Genomic DNA, 26,293 nt, shown 5'->3' with positions numbered 1-26,293 from the left:
AAATGAATAATTCAATACAAGAGGGAAAATCAATCGCCATTACCAGTTACATTTTGATCATTGGTGTTTTAATTGCCATGTCGATGAACTCTGAAAATAAAAATAGTTTTGCATCTTTTCATATTCGTCAGGCTTTAGGATTGTCTTTGACTTTTATTTCTTTCGGAGCTATTATCAGCAACTTTGACAGCTTTATGATTACTTTCCCAATGTGGATCTGTATTTCTATTTTATGGACTTACGGGATTTTCAGTGCTATTCAGGGACAGACAAGACCAATTCCGTTAGTTGGAAATCTTTTTCAAAAATGGTTTAAATCAATAGGATAATAAAATTCCAAATTTCAACAACAATTCACATTTCACATTTCACCATTTTAAAAAATGAATCTATCTTTAGAATATAAAATACAAGAACCAAAAGTTATATTAGACAAAAATCCTGTTTTAATCTTATTACACGGATACGGAAGCAACGAAGCTGATTTATTTTCGTTTGCGACAGAACTTCCTGATAATTACTATATTATTTCAGCAAGAGCGCCTTACGATTTACAATATGGAGCTTATGCCTGGTATGCGATTAATTTTGATGCTGATCAGAATAAATTTTCAGATAACGAACAAGCCAAAACTTCACGCGATTTAATTGCTAAATTCATTGACGAATTAGTTGCTAATTATCCAATTGATGCTAATGATGTTACATTGATTGGTTTCAGTCAAGGTTCCATTTTGAGCTATTCTGTTGCTCTTTCTTATCCTGAAAAAGTGCAGAGAGTTGTTGCTATGAGTGGATATTTTAATAATGAAATTATTAAGGAAGGCTTCGAGAAAAATGACTTCAAGAATCTTAAAATATTTGCTTCACACGGAACTGTAGATCAGGTTATCCCAGTAGATTGGGCAAGGAAAACGCCAGCAGCTTTAGAAAATTTAAATATTCCGATTACTTATAAAGAATATCCTGTTGGGCATGGAGTTGCGCCTCAGAATTTCTTTGACTTTAAGAATTGGCTGGCTTTGTAGTTTTTAATTCTATATGGAAAACGATATTAAAATTGAGCATTTCCCTACTACTTTTAATAAAAGAGTTAAATATTTTGCATCGCTTTTTTTTCTGTTATTTTTATTTGTTATTATATTAACTCTCTTTAAATCAGATTCTGTCTCAGAATTCAATTTCACATTAGTGTTACTAATAAGTTTGTTTTTTGGTTTACCTCTATTATATAAAACATATCAAAATAGGTATTTTCTTGTTGACTTTGAATCCGATTCCCAAAATGTAAAAATTCTATATTTACATTTCAATGAAGAAAAATATCTTGAAACCACAATTGATAAAATTGAAGTACATCTTAAAAACACAAGTTCAAGAGCAGGATTTGATTGTGAATTAAAAGTAAGTGCTGAAAATTTAGATTTTACAATCGATAAATATTTTGAATGGGATTTTGTAGAAATAAGAAAATTATTTGAATTCATTCAATTTCATAAAAACATTAAACCATCTGAACAAGATCAATTTATTTTATCACGAATAGAAAATTACATTCAAAAAAACTGTGACTGAAAACTCATTACTCCCCTGTATAAAGAATCTTCTTTCCTTTTTTCAAAATATAGCCTTTCCAGGGAATTAATTGATAATCATCTTTTATCCAGGAATCGCCTTCTGATTTTCTTTCCAGAATAATAGATTCTTTTTGAGTATCTAAGAAAAGCTCGGCTTTATTTCCGTCGAAGATTACGTAGGCAACTGTCGTATAGGTTTTTCCGTCTTCCGCATGAGATAATTTAGTGCTGTTTTCGAAAATTCGAATGCATTCCTTTTTAAGAACGGACCAAGTATAACCCGCAGAAGCTTTACAACCATGAGAATCTGAATCACCTCCAACTACAGCCGGTGAGTTAGTTTCTTCTTTTACAACTTTTGTAGTTTCTTGTGAAGGCTTCTTTTCTTCAGAAACTTTTTTGGCACAAGAAAACGAAAGACCAACAATAATCGAAAATAAAAATATCTTTTTCATAAATCCTATTTTTTAAAAAGTGGTAGTAAAAAATAGCATTCTAAATACTATTTTTGATACAACCAGCTTTGATTAACCTCAAAAGTAATATTATCATCGTTATCAACAAAATATTTTAACAAGACTTCTCCCCATAATTCTCCATTACTGTAATCTGCAATAATCCATCTGTGGTTTAGAATCTTTATTTTATTGATGATAAATTTGTTCGGACCAATTTTATCCTGACCTGTATAAGGATTTCCATTTGGGTTTGAATTTAGATCCAATAATTTTTCGGTCACAACCGGAATTAATTTTTCATATAAAATTACTTTTCCACCAGAAGCACTGTTGTCAAAATAATTCTGAGCATTTTCATTGTGTTCTAAAGAAAAATAATCTGCTTCGGCCAATTTTCCTGACACTAAATTTATACTATCTCTAAGCTTCTTAGTTGTTTTATCATATCGTTCTTGTCCAAATTTTACTTCTCGGCTGTAGAACATATAAGTAAAAATATTCATTAATATCGCAAGGATAAAAAGGTAAAGCATTAAGGATTTTTTCATTTTGTGTATTATATTAAATTGTAATTTCTAAGTTATCATAAGCCAGGAAGACGTTTTCAGGAAGTTGTTTTTGCACTTCTTCGTGAAATCCTAAAACGTGGCTAATGTGCGTTAAATAAGCTTTTTCCGGCTTGACCAAATTTATAAAATCAAGTGCTTCCTTCAAATTGAAATGTGTATCGTGAGGTTCTACACGCAAAGCATTCACAACCAAAACTTTCAGATTTTTTAATTTTTCGATTTCAGCATCTTCGATTGTTTTCACATCGGTTAAATACGCGAAATCATCGATACGATAGCCGAAAACCTGTAAATCACCGTGCATTACGTTTACTGGTATCGCCATTTTATCACCAACAGCAAACGGTTTATTGTTTTCAACTTCAATAGTTTTAACGCTTGGCGCTCCCGGATATTTGTTTACAGTTTCGAAAACATAGTCAAAACGACGTTTTAGATTGTCAATTACACGTTCGTGTCCGTAAACCGGGATTTCTCCCTGACGGAAATTAAACGGACGAATGTCATCTAAACCGGCGGTATGATCTGCATGTTCGTGCGTAAAAAGAATAGCATCGAGTTTTCGACAGCCGCATGAAAGCATTTGCTGCCTGAAATCAGGGCCACAATCAATGACATAAGAGTGCTCATTCCACGTTATCCAAATAGAAACGCGAAGCCTTTTATCCTTAGCATCAGTGCTTTTACAAACGGGATGATCAACCCCAATAATCGGGATACCTTGAGAAGTACCAGTGCCTAAAAAATATACCTTCAATTGAACTTATTTTTTTTACAAAAATAGGATTATTTCTCTTTCATTAGAAGCCTAATTTGCTAACTTTGTAACAAATCTATTTAAAATAAAATGGGTACAGAAATAAAACTCAAAGGTGACAAGGTCATCGAACAGATTCCTTCTATAAAAGACAAAGCGTTACGCATTAATTTAAACGAGAATATTTACGGAACATTTGCTGAGATTGGCGCGGGACAGGAAACTGTGAGGCATTTTTTCAGATCCGGAGGTTCATCGGGAACTATTGCAAAAGCAATGTCTGCCTATGACAAAGATTTTAGTGATGCCGTTTACGGAATTGAAGGCGACGGAAGGTATGTTACTGAAAACCGACTCAAAAAAATGCTAACCTTTGAAGGTGAACTTATTGAAGAGCGTTTAAGTAGAGAAAAACATCCAAACAAACTTTTCTTTAGTTATGCCAATACAGTTGCTACTATTGATTTCGCCAAACAATTTAAAGGTCACGGCTGGGTTGGAATCCGATACCAAATCGAACCAGACGAAGCTTATAACGAAATTATTCTTCACATTCGTTTTAAAGAAACTGATGCCCGACTACAACAAGAAACACTCGGAATTTTAGGAGTTAACTTAATTTACGGTGCTTTTTACAAATACAACGATCCTAAACGATTACTTCGTTATTTATACGATCACTTAGATAAAGACCAGCTTGAAATCGACACTATTAACTTCTCAGGACCACGTTTTGCAGATGTTGATAATCGTTTAATGAGCTTACAATTGGTTAAAAACGGAATGACAGATGCCGTAATGTTTAACCCTGATGGAAAAAACGTACTACCAGCCGCAGTTTTATACAAGAAAAACCTTCTTGCCTTTAGAGGAAGTTTCCGTCCGGTTACGAATGTAAATCTTGATATGTATCAGAAATCATTAACAATGTTTCTGGAGGAAAACAAGGTTGAGAAAGATAATACCTTAGTTGTTTTTGAAATTACACTTTCGAATTTACGTTCTGATGGTGAAATTGATGAACGTGATTTCATGGACAGGGCCGAATTACTTTGTTCACTTGGTCAAACTGTAATGATTTCGAACTTCCAGGAATATTATAAAGTTGTCGAGTACTTCTCAAACTATACCAAAGCCAGAATGGGATTAGCAATGGGTGTAAACAACTTAGTAGATATTTTTGATGAGAAATACTACCGTCATTTAAGTGGAGGGATACTGGAAGCTTTCGGAAAATTATTCTACCGTGATATGAAAGTATTCTTATATCCGATGTTGGGAGAAAATGGTGAAATTATTACTTCTGATAACCTAAAAGTACATCCGAGAATGAAAGAATTATATAAGTTCTTTAAATTCAACGGAAAAGTAGTTGACATTAAAGATTACGATCCAAACATATTAAATGTATTCTCGAGAGAAGTTTTGAAAATGATCAGTCAGGGAAAAACGGGCTGGGAACCAATGCTTCCTTCCGGAGTTGCCGAAATTATAAAGGAGCATCACCTTTTTGGATATCATCCGGAAAAGGAATTAGAACAAAATACTTAAAAAAAATCCCCAAAAAAAAGTTTCTCTTTTGGGGATTTTTTTTGTTTCAAGTTTTTTTGTTTCAAGTTTCAGGTTTCAAGTTTCAAGTTTCCCTTGGGTGGTTTAACAATCTTAACCTGAAACCTGAAACCTGAAACCTGAAACCTGAAACCTGAAACCTGAAACCTGAAACAAAAATTTTATTTCAAAATCTGCGAAGCATGTTCTTTTGTTTTTACTTTTTCGATTACTTCTTCGATAATTCCTTTTTCATCGATTACGAAAGTGGTTCTGTTGATTCCGTCATATTCTCTTCCCATGAATTTCTTTGGTCCCCAAACACCGAAAGCGTTGATCACTGATTTGCCTTCGTCTGCCAATAATGGAAAAGGAAATTCGTATTTGTCTTTGAATTTTAATTGTGCTTTTTGACTATCTGCACTAACACCAAGAAGTTCATAATTATTAGCTTTAAAACGCTCAAAATTATCTCTTAGATCGCAAGCTTCAGCTGTACAGCCAGGCGTGCTTGCTTTTGGATAAAAGAAAACAACTAATTTTTTTCCGATATAATCTGCTAGTTTATGGGTTTTTCCGTCCTGATCAACTCCCGAAAAGTCTGGTGCTTTATCGCCTTTTTGTAATGTTATCATGTTGCTATTTTTGATTTTAGTTTTTTTTTAGAGTAAAGAATATAGAGTATAGAATAAAGATTTTAGTTTTTGGATTTGGCTCAATATCTCTACTACTAACTTATAATTCATAACTTATACTTTATATGTTTTTTGCCCCAGATTGACGTGGAAACCCCGGAGTTGTGGTAGTTTACATTTTTGCGATAAAAAAGCGACCAACGGAAGCTCTTTTTATTGCTTAAAAATGTTACTAACACAATGAGGAGTTGAAGCAGAAAGCTGGATTAGGCACATCATTAAAATTATACTATTTTTACGAGATTAAAAATACGGAAATGAATAAAGAAGCCCGCGTACAATTTGTTATAAATACGTTAAAAGAACTCTACCCTACTATCCCTGTTCCACTTGATCATAAAGATCCCTATACTTTATTAATCGCAGTTTTATTATCGGCTCAATGTACAGATGTGCGCGTAAATCAGATTACGCCATTGCTTTTTGCGAAGGCTGATAATCCGTATGATATGGTTAAAATGACGATTGAAGAAATTAAAGAAATTATTCGTCCTTGTGGTTTATCTCCAATGAAATCGAAAGGAATTCATGGCTTATCACAAATATTAATTGACAAACATAATGGAGAAGTTCCGCAAAGTTTTGAAGCCCTTGAAGAACTGCCAGCTGTTGGACATAAAACTGCCAGTGTTGTAATGTCTCAGGCTTTTGGTGTTCCTGCCTTTCCGGTAGACACTCATATTCACAGGTTGATGTATCGCTGGAATCTTTCGAATGGAAAAAACGTGGTTCAGACAGAGAAAGACGCAAAAAGATTATTCCCGAGAGAAATATGGAACGATTTACATCTTCAGATTATTTGGTACGGGAGAGAATATTCGCCTGCTCGAGGCTGGAGTTTGGAAAAAGATATTATTACAAGAACTGTTGGTAAAAAATCAGTTATAGAAGAAGCTGCTAAAAAATAATTTAGCAGCTTCTTTTATTTATTACATGCTTCCTTTTAAAGCATTGTATTCAGTTGTCATATCTAGCGATCTGTAAATACCCAAAAGTGATTTTGTTGCATCTGTATTTTTAGGCTCTAAAGTAAGGGCTTTTTTAAGGTACGGTATTGCACTACGCGTTATATCATCCTTTTTAGCGTTTAACTTATCATATTGCTGCATTTCTGCTGCCGATGTTCCTAAGGACGCTATTTCATCAGCCAGGTCTTTTTTTACTTGTAGCTTCAAATAAGCCATATTAATATAGGCATCAATATAATTTGGATCAAGCTCTAAAACATAATTATAAATCATTTCTGCTTTAGTGTAATCTTTTTTCTCCAGATAAGCATAAGCCAGATTATTATTTATCTCGATTTTTTTTGAAGGAACTGATTCTGTTCTTGGTTTTTCGTAAAATCCTTGTTGAATAGCTGACTCTCTGGCTTTTGGCGAAACAAAAACATCTTCTTCTTTTGTTTTCTTATTTGTGGCGTAATACAAAACTCCTTTTCCTGAATAGTTAATTTTTTTTAAGGTTTCATAATACTTAATTGCCGAGTCATAATCTTTTGCGTTTATGGACGAAGATGCGGCATTACAAAGATTTAAAGTATCTTTCTTATCAAACAAATATACTTTATAGCTTTTCTCTGCACTTTCTTTGAATTTACCACTATTAAAATCGGCCATTGCACCATTGACAAGACTCGATTTCATTTCTTTTAATGCAGCATTTGCTTTAATAGTAAATTTGAATTTTCCGGATTCATTTTCGTACAAAAATACATCCTGATATGCCTGAGAGGCCAACGTAAAGCTATTCGCTGCATCTATATTTTTTGCAGCTAAATCTTTTAATACATTTCCCTTTAAAAAATAATAATCTGATTTTGCTTCATCAGATGCATTTAGTATAAGATATTCGGTCTTATTTAAAATTACCAGTGCTTCCTGGCTTTTTCCTTTATCATACAGAGACTGTGCCTCTTTGATCTGGTCTTGTTGAGCAAATGCTCCAATATTTATCAATAAAAAAAATGATAATATCTGTAGGTTTTTTTTCATTTAGGTTCGGTTTGGTTGTTAGATGCTTCGGTGTATTTAAGCTATTTATGCAGAACAAAATGTTTGGTAAAATAGGTTCAGCGTAAATTTTTTATGCTCATTATGCTCAATTTTTCTCTATACAAACACTATAAGCTTACAACAAACAAACAAAATAATGTAGTGTAATTTTTCTTCATAGATTATTGGTTATTGGTTAAACATTTATTTTTGACATCATTATTAATTATCCAATCATTTAATTGTTTTAATACGAAAAATTCTTCAATTAGTTAAATAAGCCGTATTAAAAGCAACTTTTTTAACTAAAATAAAACTAAATACCGAATAAACAAATAAATTTTAACCTAAATATAACATTTTAACTAAAGCACGAGAAAAATCAGACAAAAAGAGGTGTTTTTATATCATCTAAAACAAAAAAGAACTAATTATCTTACTTTCATTTTACATAAAAACAAAAAAACTCACTATCCGCATTTATTTGCAAATAGTGAGTTTTTCCAACCAAAAGTTCGTTGGTTTTGAAAATAAACATCCGACTAAAATAGTGGGCTGTTTAATTAGCTATAATCTCAAAACTTTTATCTTTAACTTTCACGACTGTCAATGCTTGTGAATAGCTTAGTAAGAAAGAAACAACTTCTTTCTTAGGTTTTAGATTTTTAGAAGCTAATTCCTTCTTAGAGTAAATTTTCGCCATACTATAAATATGTTTATATAAAGTATAACGAGCTAATTTTCAAAATAGTATTAGTTGGTTAAAATAATTTGATGTTTATCAATTATTTTTCTCAAATTCATTAAAGCATACCGCATTCTTCCTAATGCTGTATTGATACTAACATCTGTAAGTTCAGAGATTTCCTTAAAACTCATGTCCTGATACATACGCATTACCAAAACCTCCTTTTGATCTTCAGGAAGTTCTTCGATTAATCTTTTCAAGTCAACTTCGACCTGATCAACAATCATTTTACTTTCAATAGTCAATGAATCGTCAGACATAACAGAAAAAATAGAAAACTCTTCAGTTTCTCTGTACATTGGCATTTTTTTAGTTTTACGAAAGTGGTCTACAATTAAATTGTGTGAAATACGCATAACCCAAGGCAAAAATTTACCTTCTTCATTATATGAATTGCTTTTTAAGGTTTTAATTACCTTAATAAAAGTGTCTTGAAAAATATCATTTGAAATATCTCTATCAGCAATCTTTGAATATATAAATCCATATATTTTAGACTCGTGCCTTTTAATTAATATCGAAAGAGCAGTTTCATTGCCTTCGATATAATTCTTTACTAATAGAGCGTCTGGAATATGCAGATCAGCCATAATACTACTTTTTTAGTTTTTATAATTTGGAGTAATTTTTCTAAAAAGTAATTTTATTGTATAGGCGGATCTTTTTTTAGTTTATGTTAATATCGTGACCAAATTTAACAAATAATTATTTTAAAAAGCAAATAAAAGCGAGAATAATTAATAGAAATATAGTAAAAAAAATAAACAAAAGTTAAACTTTATCGATAAAGTGCGTTAAAACATTAGTTTTTACAAATAGCGACGTTATAAAAAAATAGATATAAATAACTTACAATTAAACACTTAAGCTATTTATATCCAACTTTTTCATCTTTTATTTGCTACTGATATACACGTACATAATCTACATAAAACTTTTGCGGTAACACTTTATCATCTACTTCAGGACCTCCAAAATTACCTCCTATTGCTAAATTAACGATGATATAAAAAGGCTTATCAAAAGGCCAGGTATTTTCATTTTTCACAGAAGGATTAAAAGTATAGACTACAGTTTTATCTACAAAGAAATCAATTTTATCTTTTGACCATTCGATTGCGTATACATGGTATCCTTCTTCAATATTAGGAAAAGGAGTTCTTTTGGTATTAATTGTATTTCCATGACTGTCTTGTGTATGCAAGGTTGTATACACCATGCCCGGATCTCTGCCAATATATTCCAAAATATCTATTTCACCTGTTTTTGGCCAATGAACCTCATCTATATTAGCACCCAACATCCAGAATGCCGGCCACAAACCGTGACCAACTGGTAATTTTGCTCTTGCTTCAATTCGGCCGTACAGAAACTCTTTTTTACCTTTTGTGGTAATTTTGGTAGAAGTATATTTATTATCTTCTTTTTTAGCCTCTATTACTAAATTTCCATCTTTAAATTCGTGGTTTGTTTTGGTATAAATTTGTCTTTCGTTATTACCAAAACCACAAAGATTGGGGCAGCCATCGCCAATTTCGAAATTCCAGTCTTTTTCGTTTAAATCTTTATTATTGAAATTTTCTTCCCACACCAGTTTTCTTTTTACTTCTTGTGCTAAACAGAAACTGCTAATCAATAGCAATACCATTATTTTTTTCATAGTATCATTTTAAAATTACAAAAATTAAGAAGGTCAGCCTAAAACTGACCTTCTCATTTCATTATTACTAATTAATCTATAATCTATTGATATACTCTAACGTAATCAATCTCCATAGAAGACTGCGTGAAAGCCGCATCAATATTACCACCCAAATTACCTCCCATTGCTACATTTAAAATTAAGAAAAAGTCGCTATTAAAAGGTAAAGAACCATCATTAGGAACAGAATGAATCTGCACATCATCTACAAATGTTGTAACTGATGCCGGACTCCAAATTGCCTTATAAACATGAAATTCAGTTGAAACATTTGGAATTGTTTTAGAACCTGTATTCCCTTCTCCTCCTGAATGTCCAGGATAATGAAGTGTACTCAAAATAACATTTTGGTTATTACCAACATGTTCCATAATATCAATTTCTCCGCAGGCTGGCCAAGGCTTAGTAGCATAATTCTGCCCCAGCATCCAGATTGCCGGCCACGTTCCTCCACCAATTGGAAGTTTAGCCCTAACCTCCACTTTTCCGTAGGTAAAAGCAAATTTAGCATCTGTTTTTAATCTCGCCGAAGAATATTCAGCACCGCCAGATGCTTCTTTTTTAGCTGTAATTTTAAGGTTTCCACCTTGTATAATTACATTTGTAGCTGAGTTGGTGTAATTCTGTTTTTCATTATTTCCCCAACCATTGTCACCTCTTCCTAAATCATAGTTCCATTTTGTTGCATCGGGAGCTCCATCAGTATTAAACTCATCTGACCAAACTAGTTCCGTAAAATCTGCTGGTGGAGTCTGAGTTGGTTTTGTAGTAGTAAAAATATGATACCATGCCAAACTTGAATTTCCACCCATAACCGCTCTAACAACCATTCTGTTTTCTGTAATAGATAAGATCTCGTAAGAACTCTGACCAATGTAGTACCCCATAAATCCACCATCAGAAAAGTTTAACATTGTTCCTCTTGTTTGTGTTGCATGATCAGGATTTTTTGTCACAACTGATTCAGAAGGACTTAATGAAACCGTTTTAACTCCAGATGCATCATAAGCCAAACAGTCGTCTCCATCTCCACTTCCTCCTGCTACATTTTTGAATGCTGCATTAAAGAAGGTTGCTCCTCCATTGTCTAATTCATATTTCAATTGTCCGTCTACAAGAGAGAATGTCAATACGTTATCATATAAACAGCTGCTTGTTGGCGATCCTGCTTTTTCAAAAGGTGCCGCTGAATAATAATTTGAATAGTAATTTTTGGTAGCATCTCCATCATTTTGACCTACTCCCAAATGCGCTGGTTCTGAGGCTGACCAATACCATTTTTTAGAGGTACCGGCTGTTAAAAACTGCACCGCTTCTTCATCATTAAAATTACTAAGTACCGTCACATCCAATGTCGTGTTCGTAGCTATACCGCCTTTACCCGATGCAATTACGGTAACAGTGTAAGTGTTCACTCCTGTTTTTGTAAAACGCTTAGTAAAGACACCGCTTGGAGAATTCTCTGAAGTTCCGTCACTAAATACATATTTATAAGATACTGCATTATCTGCGGTTGCAATTAGCTTTACCATTCCTGAACCATCTCCATCGGGAGCATCGGCAGTTTTCCCAATAATTTCAGCTGTTACTTTAAGATTTGATGGTGCTGACAAATCGCCAAATGCATAATCATCTTTCTGGCAACTTACTGTCAGGAATAATGACAGTAATGCTATTATATTTATAATTATTTTTTTACTCATGATTTCGTTTTTTTAGTTGGATTGTTTAATGTCATCAAAATAATAGGTTTTTCCAGTACCGTTAACTCCAAAGTCAAAGAATACTACTACTCGCTGAAATTGATTGGCCGTTGTTGCTCCATTGAAATCAAAAGTTAGTTCTTCCCATCCGTTCGCTACAGTTGTAGTTGCATCTACTTCTTTATTAATTGAACTATCTGACATGTTTTCAAACTTCATTTTTACAATAATTCCTGCCTGAGGTGACCATACTTTCATTTTGATCTTTTTGAAAGTAGAAAAATTAAGCGGACTTGCCAATTCAATGAACGATCCTGCCCAGGTTTCAGAACCACTTGCTTTTGTTAAAGCTCCTACTGTTGCAGATGTATTAATTCCTGCTTTATCCGGATTATCAGCTAATACCGAATTTGCTCCTCCAAAACTGGTAAACCCATAAGTCAATACAGAAGATTCAAAAGTTAATGGTAATTTTAAAGTCTCCACACCTGCAGTCAATTCTATATCATCAAAATAATAATCAGCTCCTGTACCATTATTACCAAAATCAAAGAACACTACCAGTCTTTGATAATTGTTAGCATTATCAACTGCTGAGAAATCAAAAGTTAATTCTTCCCAACCGTTAGCTATAGTGTTAGTTACATCCACTTCTGTATTAATATCAGGATTTGTTAAGTTCTCTAACTTCATCTTAACTACAATTCCCGCTTTTGGTGACCACGCTTTAAGTTTGATTTTTTTCAATGTTGAAAAATCAATTGGTGCACCTAATTCTATAAACGAACCGGCCCAAACTTCTGAACCTGCACTTTTATTTAACTTAGCCACTTTTGCGCTTGGATTTTCTTCGTTTACACCTGGATTATTAGCTACAACTGTGTTTGCTCCTCCAAAATTAGTAAAAGCGTAATTCAGGGTTGTAGATTCAAAATCAACTGGTAATAAAACCGGATTCGATATTGTAATTGTTTCTTCGTAAGTAGCGGTTGCAACTCCCCCGCTCAATGCTACCACTTTTACATTGTATTCTCCAACATTAGCATAGGTATGCTTAATGGTTTCTCCTTCCATGAAATCTACTGGTGTTTCATCAGGAATCTCACCAAAATACACTTGAAAGAAAGTTTCGAAGTTTGCTTTTGCTGTAACTGATGCTGATAAATTGTCTCCTACAACATGTGCCAAAGTCACTTGTAAGTTAGTTGGTGCCAAAAACGAAACGGTTACTTCCTGAGTTACCTCTGTTATTTTTCCATTAATTCCCATAGCCTTAATTTTGGCTTGATAAACTCCTTCCGGATAGGTATGATCAACCGTAACTCCCGGCGCCATATATTCTGATTCTGAACTTCCATCTCCAAAATTTACTTTGTACTGCGTAACACCTTCTCCTTTAGGTAAAAAAGTGACTTTACCTGAATTATCTTGTGCTATGGTGGTCAAAGCAGATATATTAGTTGGTGCACTCACACCATCTAAATCAATATTGCTGCTTTCATCGCTTGAACAACCACTGAAAATTGTTATAACGAAAAGACTTATAATAAAATGTATTTTTTTCATAATAATGTTTTTATTTAATATCCAGGGTTTTGTTGCCAATTTCCATTTGCGAACTGAATTTCTTCAATAGGAAGCGGAAATAATTCATTTTTATTAGCAGTAAAACCTGGGATTTTCCCAACTGCTTTTCCTGTTCTAACCAAGTCAAAGAAACGTTGTCCTTCTCCAAAAAGTTCCACTCTTCTTTCAGCCCATATAAAATCGGTCAACGCTGCTCCAGAAACTGTAATATTATGATTGTTGTCACCAAAAGCACGTCTTCTCACCTGATTCAAATATTCTCTGGCTTTTGCATCATTATTACCGGAGCGGCTATAAGCTTCAGCTGCCATTAGCAAAACATCCGCATAGCGAATTGCTCTGTAATTATTTGGATTTGTAAGATTTAAATCTCCAGCCGCATTAGCGCTTCTTTTTCTTGGAAGGTATTTTCTATTGAAATAACCTGTGTCTTCATTTCCTTTTCCATAGCTCACGCCTTTCCCTCCATCAAATGATGAATTTGCAGCAGCCCAGGCTACAATATCCAGTATGGCAACATCTTTACGTTTATCGCCAACTTCAAAAGCATCAGCACTTTCCTTTGTTGGGATATTAAAACTAAATCCAGATGAGAATAATGGTCCTGAATAATTACGGATTCCGCTAAAACCAACTGCTACATTACCTTCACTGCATTGCAAACATCCAAATCCGGCACCTTCTACGTCTGTATATTGTACTTCAAAAACAGATTCTGTTCCATTTTCTCCATCCAATTCAAACATTGCATTATAATCTGTTTGTAATGAATATTTTCCAGAAGTAATAACAGCATCAAGAGCTGTTGCTGCCAGTGCAAATTTATCTTGATACAAATAAGCTTTTCCTAATAATGCCTGTGCTGCACCCTTAGTTGCTCTTCCTTTTTGAGATGCTGTTGGAGATAAATTTGCCACCGCAAAAGTTAAATCGGCCTCAATTGAGGCATAAACATCCTCAACTGATGAACGTGGAACTGTTTTTTCATCTCCAACTTTAAATCGAGCATCTCCTTTCATCGGGATTCCGCCAAACCATTTTACTAATTCAAATTGGTAATACGCTCTTAAAAAACGTGTTTCCGCAATAAGTTGGGTTTTTCCTTCAAAATCTGTTTTATTCTGGAATTCAAGTATATAATTAGCTCTCTGAACTCCTGCAAACATCCAGTTCCAAATATCTCTTAAATTACTGTTTACCGGAGTATGAATCATATCGTCGATTTGCTGAAAACCAATTACGTCTGTTGGACTTTCTCCTCCACATAAAGTATTATCTGAGGCAATTTCGCCCAAAAGAACATTTACGTACGAAGACTGAAGCAAATCATAGGCTGCAATTAATGCATTATCATAATCTTCTTTAGAATTGAAATAATTTTCAGAATCAATAGAATATTTTGGTGTAGGATCAACAAACTCATCTGAACAAGAAATACTTATCGTCGAGAACAGAGTTAGTGTTATAATGGTTGTAAATAAATATTTTTTCATTTTAATTGAAATTAAAAATTAATGTTTAAGCCCAATAAATAGGTTCTTGGAACAGGATAAAACCCGTAATCGATTCCGGCACCAATAGGAGATTGAGAAACTCCGTCCTGATTTCCAGGACCAAATGAAGCGCTTGGGTCAAATCCTTTGTATTTTGTGAAAGTGTATAAGTTATTTACACCCATATAAAGACGAAGTCTTGTAATTCCTGCTTTTAGAGATACTTTAGGATTAAGAGTATAACCTAATTGAACATTTTGAATTCTAAAATAAGAGGCATCTTCAACGAAATACTCTGAAAAAACATTATTTGAGGTAGCACTTGTAGTAACTCTCGGAACGGTAGTGCTTGTTCCTTCACCTGTCCATCTGTCTAAAACATAATCTAAACGATTGGCATCAGAAAGCACTCTTTCATAATTACGTACCATATCGTTTCCAATTGAAGCGTAAGTATATGCTGCAAAATCAAGATTTTTATAATTTAACTGCAAATTGAATCCCATTGTAACATCTGGAATAGGATCTCCAATATCTGTTTTATCTTTAGAATCAATTACGTTATCTCCGTTTACATCTACAAATCGGATATCACCAGGAGCTGCATTTGCTCCCAAAGCTAATTGTGAGGGATGTGCATCAACTTCAGCCTGATTCTGAAAAATTCCATCAGTTTTATAACCATAGAAATATCCTAATGCATGACCGGCCTCCATGCGTGCTGCTGTAGGCTGACCAACTCCAAAAGATCCCTGATCAATTATACCTGTTCCATTATTTACCTCGGTAACTTCATTTTTAATAAAAGTTACATTGTAACCTACAGACATTGTAAACGAGTCAGAAAATTTCTCTTTATAATCTATTGAAAATTCAAAACCAGAATTTTTGACAGAACCGGCATTCATAGTTGGAGAACTCGCACCTGGAGCACCCGTTCCATTAATTCCGGAAACAGGTATACCTGGTACCAACAAATCTTTTCTGGTATCACTAAAGTAATCTGCAACGATATAAAATCTGTCATTGAATAATTTTGCATCAAAACCAACGTCAAATTTTTTGGATTCTTCCCATTTTAAATCTGGGTTAGGAATTTGCCCTGTTGCAGTTCCGTTAGATAAGTTGCCATCAAATACATAGGTAGCTTCACCATCTAAAATACTTCTGTATCCATTATTTTTGATCTGATCATTTCCTAAGCTTCCATAACTGGCTCTAAATTTCAAGAAATTAAATGCTTCTGATTTTCCGAAGAAATCTTCATCAGATACAACCCACCCACCTGTAAAAGAAAGAAAGGATGCAGTCTTGTTTCCCGGGCCAAATTTTGTAGAAGAATCACGTCTGTACATAGCAGAAACAAGGTATTTTCCCTGATAATCATATTGTACTCTTGCAAAATAAGAAAGCCTTCTTTCATCATAATTACCTGAAAAAACATTTACCGCTGTCGGTAAGCCTCTCGCTAGTTTTAAGCTTGCGTTTTCCCACGAATTATTAAGAACATCGAAACCAGTTGCAGAAATATTATTTCCCCATTCTCTATAAATGGTATTTCCAAGAGTTCCTGTTATATTATGACTTTCTCCTATTTTTGTATTATATGTCGCGTAAATATCAAATGAATAATTATTATCATTAGATGAACCTTCTGTTACTGAACTTCTCTGTACGTCAAAAACTTTTCCACCATAACTTATTTGTTTGGCAAATGACCTGCTTTCTCCATTACCAGTATTAAAACCAATAGAACTTGACAAAACAAAACCTTTAAAAATCTTATAATCCAAGCCAAAATTTCCATTTAGTTTTTTGTAATTACCATCGTTATATGTATTAGCAAGCTGTGCTAAAGGATTGATAATTTCTGTACCTAAGCCTGTAGTACTTGGCACTAATGTAAATTCTCCATTGGCATCGTAAGGGGTAAGAGTCGCGGGTACATTTAATGCATTAAACAACACAGAGCCTAAACCATTTTCATTAATCGTTCTTCGATTTGTAAAAGTGTAAATAACATTTGTTTTCAACTTAAATTTATCGCTTAAATCAGCAGATAATGCAAGTCTGGCAGTATTTCTTAAAAAACCAGATTTATCCTCGCCAACAATACCTTCCTGATCTAAATGTGAACCACTGACTGCATAAGTAATTTTATCTGAACCTCCTGAAATTGACAAATCATTGCTAATAATTGGAACTCCTGTTTTAAGAACTTCCTTTTGCCAGTTTGTTCCTTTACCTAAACCACCAGCATTTGGGTATGGCAATGTTTTTCCTCCATTTGCATAACTTTCATTTAATAGTAAAGCATATTCTGTAGCATCTAACATTGGAATTTTTCTGGATGCTTCCTGAAATCCTGTATAACTATTAAAGGTTACTTTTGTTTTAGAATTCTTTTTACCCATTTTGGTAGTTACCAAAATAATTCCATTTGCTCCAATTGTTCCGTAAATAGCTGCTTGTGCATCTTTTAAAACAGTAATTGTCTCAATGTCGTTTGGATTTAATAATGATAAATCTCCAACATATCCATCGATAATAGCAGTAGGATTATTTTGCCCATTAGTACCAACGCCACGGATACGGATATCCAATCCGGCACCAGGAGCTCCAGATTGCGCCGTTACAACTACACCAGAAATAGTTCCCTGTAGAGCTTGCTCTACCTTAACAGGCTTTATAAGATCAAGTGTTTTACTGTCAAGTACAGAAACAGCTCCTGTAACTTCTCTCTTTTTTTGGCTACCATAACCAATTACAACAACTTCTTCTAATGATTTGGCATCATCACTCATTTTGACTGTAATTTTAGGACCTGAAACTACAATTTCCTGCGTTCGATAACCAATGTAACTTAAAACAATTGTGGTGCCGGTTGAAACACCAGAAAGTTTAAAAGATCCGTCAAAGTCTGTGGTTGTACTTTTTGACGAATTTTTAACTTTTACATTTACGCCTGGTAATGATAAACCAGCGCCATCTTGTACAGTTCCGTTAACATCAAAAGATTGCGAAAACGCAAAAGATGTAAACAGTAATAGTACGGTTAGTAATAATTTTGATTTCATAATTAGTTAGTTTTTATTGAAAGATAAATTTATCTGATCCGATTAGGAAAACGATAAAATTAACCTCAACAAAAAACATACATCATAAAAAAAATGTTACTAAATTTAATATATCATAAAAAATACCGCTATTTAACTACAATTTCAGAATGTTAATTTTTTTAACATAAACACATCAAAACCCTAACAAAAGGTTAATGTTGAGGTAATGTATAGTTTTTTTGAAATGATTTTTTACTTCCTATACAGCGAGAATATATTCGACCAACCCAATTTCATGCTGCAATTCCATTTTTTTACGCAAACGATATCTTTTTATCTCAACGCTTCGAACGGATATATTAAATAATGGCGCGATTTCTTTAGACGAAAGATTCAGTCGCAGATAAGCACAAAGTCTAAGATCATTAGGAGTTAACAAAGGGTGAAGCTGTTTGATTCTTTTCAGAAAATCTTTATCTGCATTATCAAATGCTTCTTTAAAAACATTCCAGGAATCTTCTTCCGTTATATTTTTATTAATTGTACTAATTACAGATTTAATGTTTTTATTATCATCCTGACTCGTTTTCTTTAAATCTTCTTTAATAAAAGCCAATAATTCATTTTTACTATTTAAACTCATGGTAGAAACAGCCAATTCCCGATTTTTACTATCGACATCCTGAGAAAGTTGCTCATTTCTTACTTTCATTAATTGTCGTTCATTTTCTAATTCTTTAATCTCAAGCAAAAGATTATTTTCTTCAATTAATTTCTCTTTTTGTTTATGGTAATAATTTATATAAGCCTTATTAATAAAATAGGCTAATACCAAAAACAATAGAAAATAAATAAACCAGGCCAGATTAGTCAAATACCATGGTTTTAAAACGATAAAGGTATATGTAGCCGTATTTTGCAAAATAGTATTTGCATATCGCGCTCTTACTTTAAAGGTATATTTCCCCGGAGATAAATTCTTGAAATTTACTGTAGCTTTGGTACTCCACTCACTCCATTCATTTTGAAAACCTTCTAGCAAATATTGATATTCTGAATTAATATATTTATTGTACTCCGGAACCGTGTAATTTAAAGTGACATTATTTGCATTAGAATGAAAACTACCCTGATTTTGAATTGCCACATTTTTCAGAGTTTCATTTTGTTTGTTAATCGTGATATCAGTTATATAAACAGTATAATTTTTAAAACTCAGATCTTCTATGTTTAAAGTATAATAACCATCTGTCGTACCAATTAAATAAATTGATTTTGAAATTTGCGTAATGTTTTCAAATCCCAACATTGAATTAGTCAAAGAAGACGGAATCGGAATGACATTTTGCTTTAACTGATTGCTCAACTTGCTGGCAGAGAAATAATGGATATAATTTTTAGAAAACAACCAGATTTTATTCGAATTATCGACAATTAATTTACCTGAAGTATATTCATCTTTTTCGAAGATAGAACTTAAGAGATTGTCTTTCTCAAATAGTTTTGTATTCGGATTTAGTTTAAAAATCCCACCCTTGTATGCATAATAAATTTGATTATTGAATTTAGTCAAACTTGCATTTTTACCTTTCTGAGGAGATTTATAAGTATAAAAACCACGTGTTTTTAATAATGACTTATCTAGTTTCAATCTAAAGATTCCTTTGTATTCATGACTTACATAAACATCAAAATTGTTTGTAAGTTCAAAATATCTTGACGAATAATCAAAACCTTCAATTTTATTTTTAAAAACCCATTGATTGTTTATTTTTTCCAAAACAGAAATTCCATAATAATTTCCCTGAAGCAATTGATTCTTATTCTTTGGGACAGTTTCAAACTTCCAGGTTCCCGAAGCCGCAAATATACTTCTGGCAGATTCATTTGTAATGATAAAAGTTCCGGAATCATGTCCGCAAAAAAGTGTATTATCATACACAAAAAGCGACCAGACTTGTCCTTTTGTACCATTTATAAATTTAAATTCAGTATTGCTCTGATTTGGTTTACAAAATAATCCCTGATTCGTTCCTACATACAACATACCATTAAAAGTTGCTGATGCATAAACGGTCCCTAAAACACCAGAATCATCTGTAAAACTGTGTACTGGAGAATTAATATTTATACAATTGATTCCATTATCTAATCCGGCCCATAAATTCTGATCCTTATCTTCAAAAAGTGAGAGAGCTGTATTATTACTTAACCCTTTTCTCTGTGAAATATGATATTTTAATTTCCCATTATTCGATAAAACAAAAATTCCATTTGAAACTGTTCCTAACGCAAAACTTCCGTCCTGTAGAAATTGACTACTATATACAAAACTTGACTTTAATTCGGTATCAACATCTGTAACAAAACGCGTTAACGTATTTCCAACTAATTTGTAAATACCATCCAATTGTGTTTGAATCAGCAATCCATCATCTGTAGTAAAAATATTGACAATCGTAAATTTCTTAAGAATTGGATGATCTGAAACTAATTTCGCTTTTCCACTTTCAATTTCAAACAACCCTTCTTTTATTGTCTGAAAATAGATTGCATTTTTTGGTGCAAACGATTTTATAACGCCATTTTTTGGCGCAATGATTTTGAACTTTCCCGTTTTAGTATCATAAATATAGATTCTATTCAAGGACTGAAACAAAATCCATTGATCATACTTTAGGATATTCCAAAACTGTTCGTCGTCTAATATTTTATTCTTAATAGTATCACTAAGCGACGTATATTTCAATTTCCCATTAGTGTGTCTGGTCCAGTAACCAAAATTCATATAACAACCCGTATAGATTTTTGTTCCGATGACTTTAACGGAGCGAATGATAGTCTCATTTGGAGCCGGATATAATTGCCAGGTAGTTCCATTATATTCCAGAAGACCGTCATTATTGGCGAAATACAAATAGTTTTGATCATCCTGTGAAATCATCCAACTTTGATTTCCTGCACCGTAAACAGAAGAAGAATATTTTACTATTGGCGGAAACTCCTGCGAAAACAGGAAAAGACTCATCAGAAATAATAGTGTAGATAGTTTTGTTTTCAAAATTACGATTGGTATTAATTTAGTATAAAAACAGTTCTAAAATAGTTTATTTTATATTGAACCAGCAAGTTTTTGGCAAAAAAAGCATCAATATTAAAATCTCACTATCCTTGAGAGATTTAGTTAAAATTTGGAACAATCTCATTAACAAAACTCAATTCAAAATTGATTACTTTTGTAAAAATTGACTTTTTTTATGCAAATTGATCTTTCAAAACTCGACCCAAAACATAATATTATCATTAAAGGAGCGCAGGTACATAATTTAAAAAATGTAGATGTCGCTATTCCCCGAAATAAACTTGTTGTTATCACAGGTCTTTCAGGATCAGGGAAATCAAGTTTAGCATTTGATACTTTGTATGCCGAAGGACAGCGTCGTTATGTTGAAAGTTTATCATCCTATGCACGTCAGTTTTTAGGTCGTTTAGACAAACCAAAAGTAGAATACATAAAAGGTATTGCACCTGCCATTGCTATTGAACAAAAAGTCAATACCACCAATGCGCGTTCGACTGTTGGAACTTCAACTGAAATCTACGATTATGTCAAACTTTTATTCGCCAGAATTGGTCGTACTTATTCACCAATTTCAGGACAGGAAGTTAAAAAGAATACGGTCACCGATGTTGTTTCTGATGTAAAAACATTAGAATTAGACAGCAAATGGCTTTTACTTTCTCCTATTCATTTAGAAGAAGGAAGACAGCTTGAAGACAAATTAAAAGTACTTTTACAGCAAGGTTTTGCACGTATTTTAGTTGACAACGAAATGGTTCGTCTAGATGAATTTACACCAACAGAAATCCATAAATTAGATAATAAAGACATTCTCTTGATTATTGACAGAATTGTTGTTAAGGAGGAAGAAGAATTCTATAATCGTTTAGCCGATGCCGTACAAACTGCTTTTTTTGAAGGAAAAGGAATTTGTTACTTACAAGAATTAAATTCAGATAAAAGATTTACGTATTCAAATAATTTTGAATTGGACGGAATTACTTTCTTAGAACCAAATGTTCACTTATTCAGTTTCAATAATCCCTATGGTGCATGCCCGGTTTGTGAAGGCTATGGAAATATAATTGGTATTGATGCTGATTTAGTTGTCCCGAATACCTCTTTATCTGTTTTTGAAAGTGCTATTTATCCCTGGAGAGGTGATAGCATGAGCTGGTATAAAGACGAATTGGTGAAACATGCATATAAATTCGATTTCCCTATTCATAAACCTTATTTCCAATTAACAGAAGATCAAAAAGATTTGATTTGGAAAGGAAATCAATATTTTCAAGGGCTAAATGATTTCTTTAGAGAATTAGAGGAGAAAAATTACAAAATTCAAAATCGCGTAATGTTATCTCGCTATCGCGGAAAAACAAAATGCCATGCTTGTCGCGGAAAACGTTTACGCGAAGAAGCTTCCTACGTAAAAATTGGCGGAAAAACAGTTTCAGATTTGGTAGATCTTCCAATTAAACATTTGGTTACGTTTTTCAAAGATCTTGAATTAAACAAATACGAACAGCAAATCGCAAAACGTTTGATGGTTGAAATCAACAATCGCTTATCGTTTTTGACCGAAGTTGGTTTGGATTATCTTACACTAAACCGAAACTCTTCAACACTTTCAGGAGGAGAATCACAGCGTATTAATCTAGCTACTTCACTTGGAAGCAGTCTAGTTGGTTCGATGTATATTTTAGACGAACCAAGTATTGGTCTGCATCCAAAAGATTCTGAACGATTGATCAAAGTATTGCTTTCTCTTCGTGACTTAGGAAATACTGTTATTGTGGTTGAACACGATGAAGATATTATGAAAGCTGCCGATATGATTATCGACATTGGTCCCGAAGCAGGAACTTTTGGAGGGAATTTAGTAGCTCAGGGAACTTATGACGAAATCCTGAAATCAGAATCACTTACTGCCAAATATTTAAATGGAGATTTAGAAATTTCTGTACCGAAGAAAAGACGAAAATTCAAAAACCATATTGATATTGTTGGTGCAAGGGAAAATAACTTAAAAAATATAGATGTCACGTTTCCTTTAGATGTTTTAACGGTTGTTACCGGAGTTTCAGGAAGCGGGAAAAGCACCTTAATAAAGAAAATTTTATTTCCTGCTATGCAGAAAAAATTGGAAAATGCTGCTGAAAAAGCGGGTCAGTTTACCGAAATAAAAGGTTCTTTCTCACAGATTAAACATATTGAATATGTGGATCAAAACCCAATTGGAAGAAGTTCAAGGTCGAATCCGGTAACATATATCAAAGCATATGATGATATTCGTGATTTGTATGCAAAAGAAAAACTATCAAAAATAAGAGGTTATCAGGCCAAACATTTTTCTTTTAATGTTGATGGAGGCCGATGCGAAACCTGTAAAGGAGAAGGTTCGATAAACGTCGAAATGGTATTTATGGCCGATGTTTCTTTACCCTGTGAAACTTGTGGAGGAAAACGTTTCAAAAAAGAGATTTTAGAGATCAATTTTGACGAAAAAAACATCAATGATATTCTAACTATGACTATTGATGATGCCATTGCTTTCTTTGAAAAAAATAAGCAAACCAAAATCACTCAGAAATTACAACCATTGCAAGATGTTGGTTTAGGATATGTACAATTAGGACAATCTTCTTCAACATTATCAGGTGGTGAAGCGCAACGTATTAAATTAGCTTCTTTTTTAGTAAAAGGCGCTACAAAAGATAAAGCATTATTCGTTTTTGATGAACCAACAACGGGATTGCATTTTCATGATATTAAAAAATTACTAGCTTCATTTGATGCTTTAATAGAAAAAGGGCATTCAATAATTGTAATAGAACACAATCTCGATTTAATAAAGTGTGCTGACTGGATTATTGATCTTGGCCCTGAAGGCGGAGAAAACGGAGGACACTTATTAGCAGTTGGAACACCTGAAGATATTGTAAAAGTAAAAAAATCTGTTACCGGAATTTATTTAAAGGATAAACTTTAAGTAAAAAAATCCAAATTAAAAATTCCAAATTCCAATAGGATAATCGCTATTGGAATTTGGAATTTATATTTTGTGATTTAAATTATTAAGCAACTAAACATTTCTCTTCAAAAGGATAACCATCTTCATCGATAGCTACCAATATTTTTTTCTTTTTAGATGCGTGTACGGTGAGATATAACCAGGCAAATGACCATAATCCTAAGGTTAAGCAAAAAATGGTAAAATTTAAACCATGATTAACAACCTTTCCTCCTTTAGAAAGAACTGCAAAAAGTAATTTGTCATTTCTTTCTTCTAGCGTAAATCCCTTGTGAACCTTACTGGATATCATATTAGAAAATACTTGCAAACTTTGTTCCTGACTCAGTTGATTCTTTTTCATAGCCCTCCTTTTTAAAATTAATAAACACTTCTTTAACTTTAACAATTCTAGTAGGTAAACAATTCAGATAAAAACTTTATAATTCTATTTTTATTGCATTTTATAAGATATTTTATATGTAATCAAATAAACCGCTGTCAAAAATTCAACATAAAGTTAATTTTAATAAATTAAACTACAAAACGAACAACTGTTAAATTTTAACACATTAACAACACAAAATCAATATTTTATCATTTTATTAATCATTTTTTTTAAAACCAAACGAAGGGGCTTCATAGTCAGGTTTTAAATAGTTTTCGGGTATAGTTGTAGTATTTCCGTCACGTAGCGCATTATAATGCGGCGACATGATTTCAATTCCGGCAGCATTAAACGAGTCCTGAATATTTTGATGTAATGACGAATAAATCCTTGGTTGTTTCGTAGGTTCTTTCGTATAAACATTTATTTGATAAGACACGTAAAAATCATCCAGGCTTGTTTGCAAGACAAAAGGCTCAGGTGTTTTCTCTGTCATGTCTGTCTTTAAAGCGGCATCAATTAGTGCTTTATGTATATCTTTCCATGGCACATCATAACCAATAGTAACGGTAGTATGAATTAATAATCCGTTTGTTGCATGTTTTGTATTGGCCGAAAAGTTAGTAGAAGTACTTGATAAAACTGTCGCATTCGGAATAGTAATATCTTCAAACTTAGGTGTCCTGATACGTGTAACCAATGCTGTTTTTTCGATTACTTCTCCACTTACATCGCCAATCTTAATAAAATCACCAATTTTAAACGGACGCATATACGTAATTACCAAACCCGCTACCATATTAGCAATGGCATTTGAGGAACCTAGTGAAAATAAAACCCCTACAAATACGGAAACCCCTTTAAAAATAGGAGAATCAGAACCTGGTAAATAGGGAAAAATAATTACCAGCATAAAAGCGTACATTAATAATCTAATGATGTTAAATGTTGGCATTGCCCAATCGTTATAAAACCCATCAATTTTTATGTTTTCTTTCTTTATCTCATCAAAGAAGAATTTGATAATTTTTATACTATATCTAAAAATGACAATAATAACAATAATCGTGATCAGACTAGGCAAAAAGTCTACAAAGCCCATTATAGCCAATTTTGCAGGAGTCAATATCCAACGTAATAAAGTCGTTGTATAAGCCTCTGTCGCCGGAAATATGCTAAATAAAACTGGTAATGAGAGATAAACAATAAAAATAAGGGTAATAATTTTAATAACCCCAAATAATCGCATCAATACAAACTGCTGTTTATGAGGAGACAAGATATTGATATTATTATAATTGAAACCTTTAAAATATTTATCGCTCTTTTTTAAAATTCGGTATTTTATCCAATTAAAAATTTTACCAACAAAGTATAAAACCAAACCAATTATTAAAATCAATAAAGCCGTGTAACCAAGGCGCTTCGGAAGTTGGGAATAATTTGCATTTTGATAAACAACTGCATTTTTTATTAAAGTTAAATTTCGTTTTGCAATAAAAGCAGCAGTTTCATTTTCGACTTTGGCATCAATATCTAAAACAGACATGATGATGAAGTCTCCCTTATACGTGATATCCTGAGAAATATCTGAAGGAACAACAACAATGGAATCACTTTCAAAAAAAGAATCATGATAGAGTTTCCTGATTTTTTCGGTAATAGCATTTGCTCTGTTTTCTGCAGAAAAAGAACCCACTTTATTATAAACATAAAAAAGTGTGTCTTTAAAAGGAACTATTGGGTATCCTTTTAATTTCAAATCAGGAATGGTGGTTTGCCCAGTTTTTAAAGTGTCTTTTTGAGCAGAGACTACTGGAGAAAATAAAATAAAAAACAATAGTAAAAAACAAAGTAATTTCTTTTTCATATAATGCTAGAAATAAATTGATTATCCTTTCTAACAAATATAAAAACAAAATAGCTTCGAAATTTAATTAC

Annotated in this window: 21 protein-coding genes; 6 read left to right on the top strand and 15 right to left on the bottom strand. The window is 32.9% G+C overall.

The window, feature by feature from the left end; all coding sequences use genetic code 11:
- Positions 1–2 precede the first annotated feature (2 nt).
- From IRZ99_RS00865 to IRZ99_RS00855, 3 genes are read left to right on the top strand one after another with little or no spacing between them, the layout of a single operon-like run.
- Positions 3–329 carry a hypothetical protein gene (locus tag IRZ99_RS00865; protein ID WP_056186039.1) on the top strand — a complete coding sequence of 109 codons (327 nt, stop codon included), beginning with the start codon at positions 3–5 and terminating at the stop codon, positions 327–329.
- A gap of 54 nt (positions 330–383) precedes the next feature.
- Entirely contained in the window at positions 384–1,028 is a 645-nt protein-coding gene (locus IRZ99_RS00860; protein ID WP_194655477.1) for an alpha/beta hydrolase, read from the top strand.
- 13 nt (positions 1,029–1,041) lie between these two features.
- Positions 1,042–1,575, top strand: coding sequence for a hypothetical protein (locus IRZ99_RS00855; RefSeq protein WP_194655476.1), 534 nt, complete (start codon positions 1,042–1,044; stop codon positions 1,573–1,575).
- A gap of 7 nt (positions 1,576–1,582) precedes the next feature.
- On the opposite strand, the gene IRZ99_RS00850 is transcribed toward IRZ99_RS00855, so the two are convergent.
- Genes IRZ99_RS00850 through IRZ99_RS00840 form a run of 3 tightly spaced genes read right to left on the bottom strand, consistent with a single transcriptional unit; the run spans position 1,583 to position 3,361 of the window.
- Positions 1,583–2,032: a hypothetical protein gene (locus IRZ99_RS00850; protein ID WP_228518984.1), complete on the bottom strand. Its 450-nt coding sequence runs from the start codon at positions 2,030–2,032 to the stop codon at positions 1,583–1,585.
- A gap of 47 nt (positions 2,033–2,079) precedes the next feature.
- Complete coding sequence (locus IRZ99_RS00845; RefSeq protein WP_194655475.1) at positions 2,080–2,583, bottom strand: hypothetical protein; 504 nt, start codon at positions 2,581–2,583, stop codon at positions 2,080–2,082.
- Between the two features lie 13 nt (positions 2,584–2,596).
- The gene (locus tag IRZ99_RS00840) at positions 2,597–3,361 is read right to left on the bottom strand and encodes an MBL fold metallo-hydrolase (RefSeq protein ID WP_194655474.1); all 765 of its coding nucleotides are present in this window, start codon (positions 3,359–3,361) and stop codon (positions 2,597–2,599) included.
- A 90-nt stretch (positions 3,362–3,451) separates the two neighbouring features.
- On the opposite strand from IRZ99_RS00840, the gene IRZ99_RS00835 reads away from it, so the two are divergent.
- On the top strand, positions 3,452–4,912 hold the full coding sequence (locus tag IRZ99_RS00835; RefSeq protein ID WP_194655473.1) for a TonB-dependent receptor: 1,461 nt from the start codon (positions 3,452–3,454) through the stop codon (positions 4,910–4,912).
- Positions 4,913–5,091: 179 nt separating this feature from the next.
- Here IRZ99_RS00835 and bcp read toward each other — a convergent pair whose 3' ends face one another.
- On the bottom strand, positions 5,092–5,544 hold the full coding sequence (gene bcp, locus IRZ99_RS00830) for a thioredoxin-dependent thiol peroxidase (protein ID WP_194655472.1): 453 nt from the start codon (positions 5,542–5,544) through the stop codon (positions 5,092–5,094).
- Positions 5,545–5,861: 317 nt separating this feature from the next.
- On the opposite strand from bcp, the gene nth reads away from it, so the two are divergent.
- Entirely contained in the window at positions 5,862–6,512 is a 651-nt protein-coding gene (gene nth, locus IRZ99_RS00825; RefSeq protein ID WP_194655471.1) for an endonuclease III, read from the top strand.
- Positions 6,513–6,533: 21 nt separating this feature from the next.
- On the opposite strand, the gene IRZ99_RS00820 is transcribed toward nth, so the two are convergent.
- The 9 genes from IRZ99_RS00820 to IRZ99_RS00780 all read right to left on the bottom strand — a co-directional run bounded on the left by IRZ99_RS00820 (position 6,534) and on the right by IRZ99_RS00780 (position 20,951).
- Positions 6,534–7,598 carry a hypothetical protein gene (locus tag IRZ99_RS00820; RefSeq protein WP_194655470.1) on the bottom strand — a complete coding sequence of 355 codons (1,065 nt, stop codon included), beginning with the start codon at positions 7,596–7,598 and terminating at the stop codon, positions 6,534–6,536.
- Positions 7,599–8,157: 559 nt separating this feature from the next.
- Positions 8,158–8,301 (bottom strand): hypothetical protein, encoded by a 144-nt coding sequence (locus IRZ99_RS00815; protein ID WP_194655469.1) that lies wholly within the window; start codon positions 8,299–8,301, stop codon positions 8,158–8,160.
- A gap of 50 nt (positions 8,302–8,351) precedes the next feature.
- Complete coding sequence (locus IRZ99_RS00810) at positions 8,352–8,936, bottom strand: RNA polymerase sigma factor (RefSeq protein WP_074656934.1); 585 nt, start codon at positions 8,934–8,936, stop codon at positions 8,352–8,354.
- A gap of 311 nt (positions 8,937–9,247) precedes the next feature.
- Complete coding sequence (locus IRZ99_RS00805) at positions 9,248–10,006, bottom strand: family 16 glycosylhydrolase (RefSeq protein WP_194655468.1); 759 nt, start codon at positions 10,004–10,006, stop codon at positions 9,248–9,250.
- A gap of 83 nt (positions 10,007–10,089) precedes the next feature.
- A complete protein-coding gene (locus IRZ99_RS00800; RefSeq protein WP_194655467.1) occupies positions 10,090–11,751 on the bottom strand; it encodes a family 16 glycosylhydrolase in 1,662 nt (553 codons plus the stop codon).
- A 12-nt stretch (positions 11,752–11,763) separates the two neighbouring features.
- Complete coding sequence (locus IRZ99_RS00795) at positions 11,764–13,317, bottom strand: hypothetical protein (protein WP_194655466.1); 1,554 nt, start codon at positions 13,315–13,317, stop codon at positions 11,764–11,766.
- Positions 13,318–13,331: 14 nt separating this feature from the next.
- On the bottom strand, positions 13,332–14,831 hold the full coding sequence (locus tag IRZ99_RS00790; RefSeq protein ID WP_194655465.1) for a RagB/SusD family nutrient uptake outer membrane protein: 1,500 nt from the start codon (positions 14,829–14,831) through the stop codon (positions 13,332–13,334).
- An 11-nt stretch (positions 14,832–14,842) separates the two neighbouring features.
- Positions 14,843–17,908: a TonB-dependent receptor gene (locus IRZ99_RS00785; RefSeq protein WP_194655464.1), complete on the bottom strand. Its 3,066-nt coding sequence runs from the start codon at positions 17,906–17,908 to the stop codon at positions 14,843–14,845.
- Between the two features lie 241 nt (positions 17,909–18,149).
- The gene (locus tag IRZ99_RS00780) at positions 18,150–20,951 is read right to left on the bottom strand and encodes a triple tyrosine motif-containing protein (RefSeq protein ID WP_305069322.1); all 2,802 of its coding nucleotides are present in this window, start codon (positions 20,949–20,951) and stop codon (positions 18,150–18,152) included.
- A 196-nt stretch (positions 20,952–21,147) separates the two neighbouring features.
- Between IRZ99_RS00780 and uvrA the strand changes: the two genes are divergently transcribed.
- Complete coding sequence (gene uvrA / locus IRZ99_RS00775) at positions 21,148–23,943, top strand: excinuclease ABC subunit UvrA (protein ID WP_194655463.1); 2,796 nt, start codon at positions 21,148–21,150, stop codon at positions 23,941–23,943.
- A gap of 85 nt (positions 23,944–24,028) precedes the next feature.
- Here uvrA and IRZ99_RS00770 read toward each other — a convergent pair whose 3' ends face one another.
- Positions 24,029–24,328, bottom strand: a complete 300-nt coding sequence (locus IRZ99_RS00770) for a hypothetical protein (protein WP_194655462.1) — start codon at positions 24,326–24,328, stop codon at positions 24,029–24,031.
- A gap of 241 nt (positions 24,329–24,569) precedes the next feature.
- Positions 24,570–26,222, bottom strand: a complete 1,653-nt coding sequence (locus tag IRZ99_RS00765; protein WP_194655461.1) for a mechanosensitive ion channel family protein — start codon at positions 26,220–26,222, stop codon at positions 24,570–24,572.
- Positions 26,223–26,293 lie beyond the last annotated feature (71 nt).

Source organism: Flavobacterium sp. LC2016-12 (assembly GCF_015351595.1).
GTDB lineage: Bacteria > Bacteroidota > Bacteroidia > Flavobacteriales > Flavobacteriaceae > Flavobacterium.
The sequence above is the reverse complement of the archived record's forward strand: the minus strand, read 5'-3'. Positions and strand labels throughout refer to the sequence as shown.

Bases quoted from the DNA above. Each gene is read 5' to 3' on its own strand.
- IRZ99_RS00865 (WP_056186039.1), top strand. From the start codon at position 3: ATGAATAATTCAATACAAGAGGGAAAATCAATCGCCATTACCAGTTAC.
- IRZ99_RS00860 (WP_194655477.1), top strand. From the start codon at position 384: ATGAATCTATCTTTAGAATATAAAATACAAGAACCAAAAGTTATATTA.
- IRZ99_RS00855 (WP_194655476.1), top strand. From the start codon at position 1,042: ATGGAAAACGATATTAAAATTGAGCATTTCCCTACTACTTTTAATAAA.
- IRZ99_RS00850 (WP_228518984.1), bottom strand. From the start codon at position 2,032: ATGAAAAAGATATTTTTATTTTCGATTATTGTTGGTCTTTCGTTTTCT.
- IRZ99_RS00845 (WP_194655475.1), bottom strand. From the start codon at position 2,583: ATGAAAAAATCCTTAATGCTTTACCTTTTTATCCTTGCGATATTAATG.
- IRZ99_RS00835 (WP_194655473.1), top strand. From the start codon at position 3,452: ATGGGTACAGAAATAAAACTCAAAGGTGACAAGGTCATCGAACAGATT.
- bcp (WP_194655472.1), bottom strand. From the start codon at position 5,544: ATGATAACATTACAAAAAGGCGATAAAGCACCAGACTTTTCGGGAGTT.
- nth (WP_194655471.1), top strand. From the start codon at position 5,862: ATGAATAAAGAAGCCCGCGTACAATTTGTTATAAATACGTTAAAAGAA.
- IRZ99_RS00820 (WP_194655470.1), bottom strand. From the start codon at position 7,598: ATGAAAAAAAACCTACAGATATTATCATTTTTTTTATTGATAAATATT.
- IRZ99_RS00815 (WP_194655469.1), bottom strand. From the start codon at position 8,301: ATGGCGAAAATTTACTCTAAGAAGGAATTAGCTTCTAAAAATCTAAAA.
- IRZ99_RS00810 (WP_074656934.1), bottom strand. From the start codon at position 8,936: ATGGCTGATCTGCATATTCCAGACGCTCTATTAGTAAAGAATTATATC.
- IRZ99_RS00805 (WP_194655468.1), bottom strand. From the start codon at position 10,006: ATGAAAAAAATAATGGTATTGCTATTGATTAGCAGTTTCTGTTTAGCA.
- IRZ99_RS00800 (WP_194655467.1), bottom strand. From the start codon at position 11,751: ATGAGTAAAAAAATAATTATAAATATAATAGCATTACTGTCATTATTC.
- IRZ99_RS00795 (WP_194655466.1), bottom strand. From the start codon at position 13,317: ATGAAAAAAATACATTTTATTATAAGTCTTTTCGTTATAACAATTTTC.
- IRZ99_RS00790 (WP_194655465.1), bottom strand. From the start codon at position 14,831: ATGAAAAAATATTTATTTACAACCATTATAACACTAACTCTGTTCTCG.
- IRZ99_RS00785 (WP_194655464.1), bottom strand. From the start codon at position 17,908: ATGAAATCAAAATTATTACTAACCGTACTATTACTGTTTACATCTTTT.
- uvrA (WP_194655463.1), top strand. From the start codon at position 21,148: ATGCAAATTGATCTTTCAAAACTCGACCCAAAACATAATATTATCATT.
- IRZ99_RS00770 (WP_194655462.1), bottom strand. From the start codon at position 24,328: ATGAAAAAGAATCAACTGAGTCAGGAACAAAGTTTGCAAGTATTTTCT.
- IRZ99_RS00765 (WP_194655461.1), bottom strand. From the start codon at position 26,222: ATGAAAAAGAAATTACTTTGTTTTTTACTATTGTTTTTTATTTTATTT.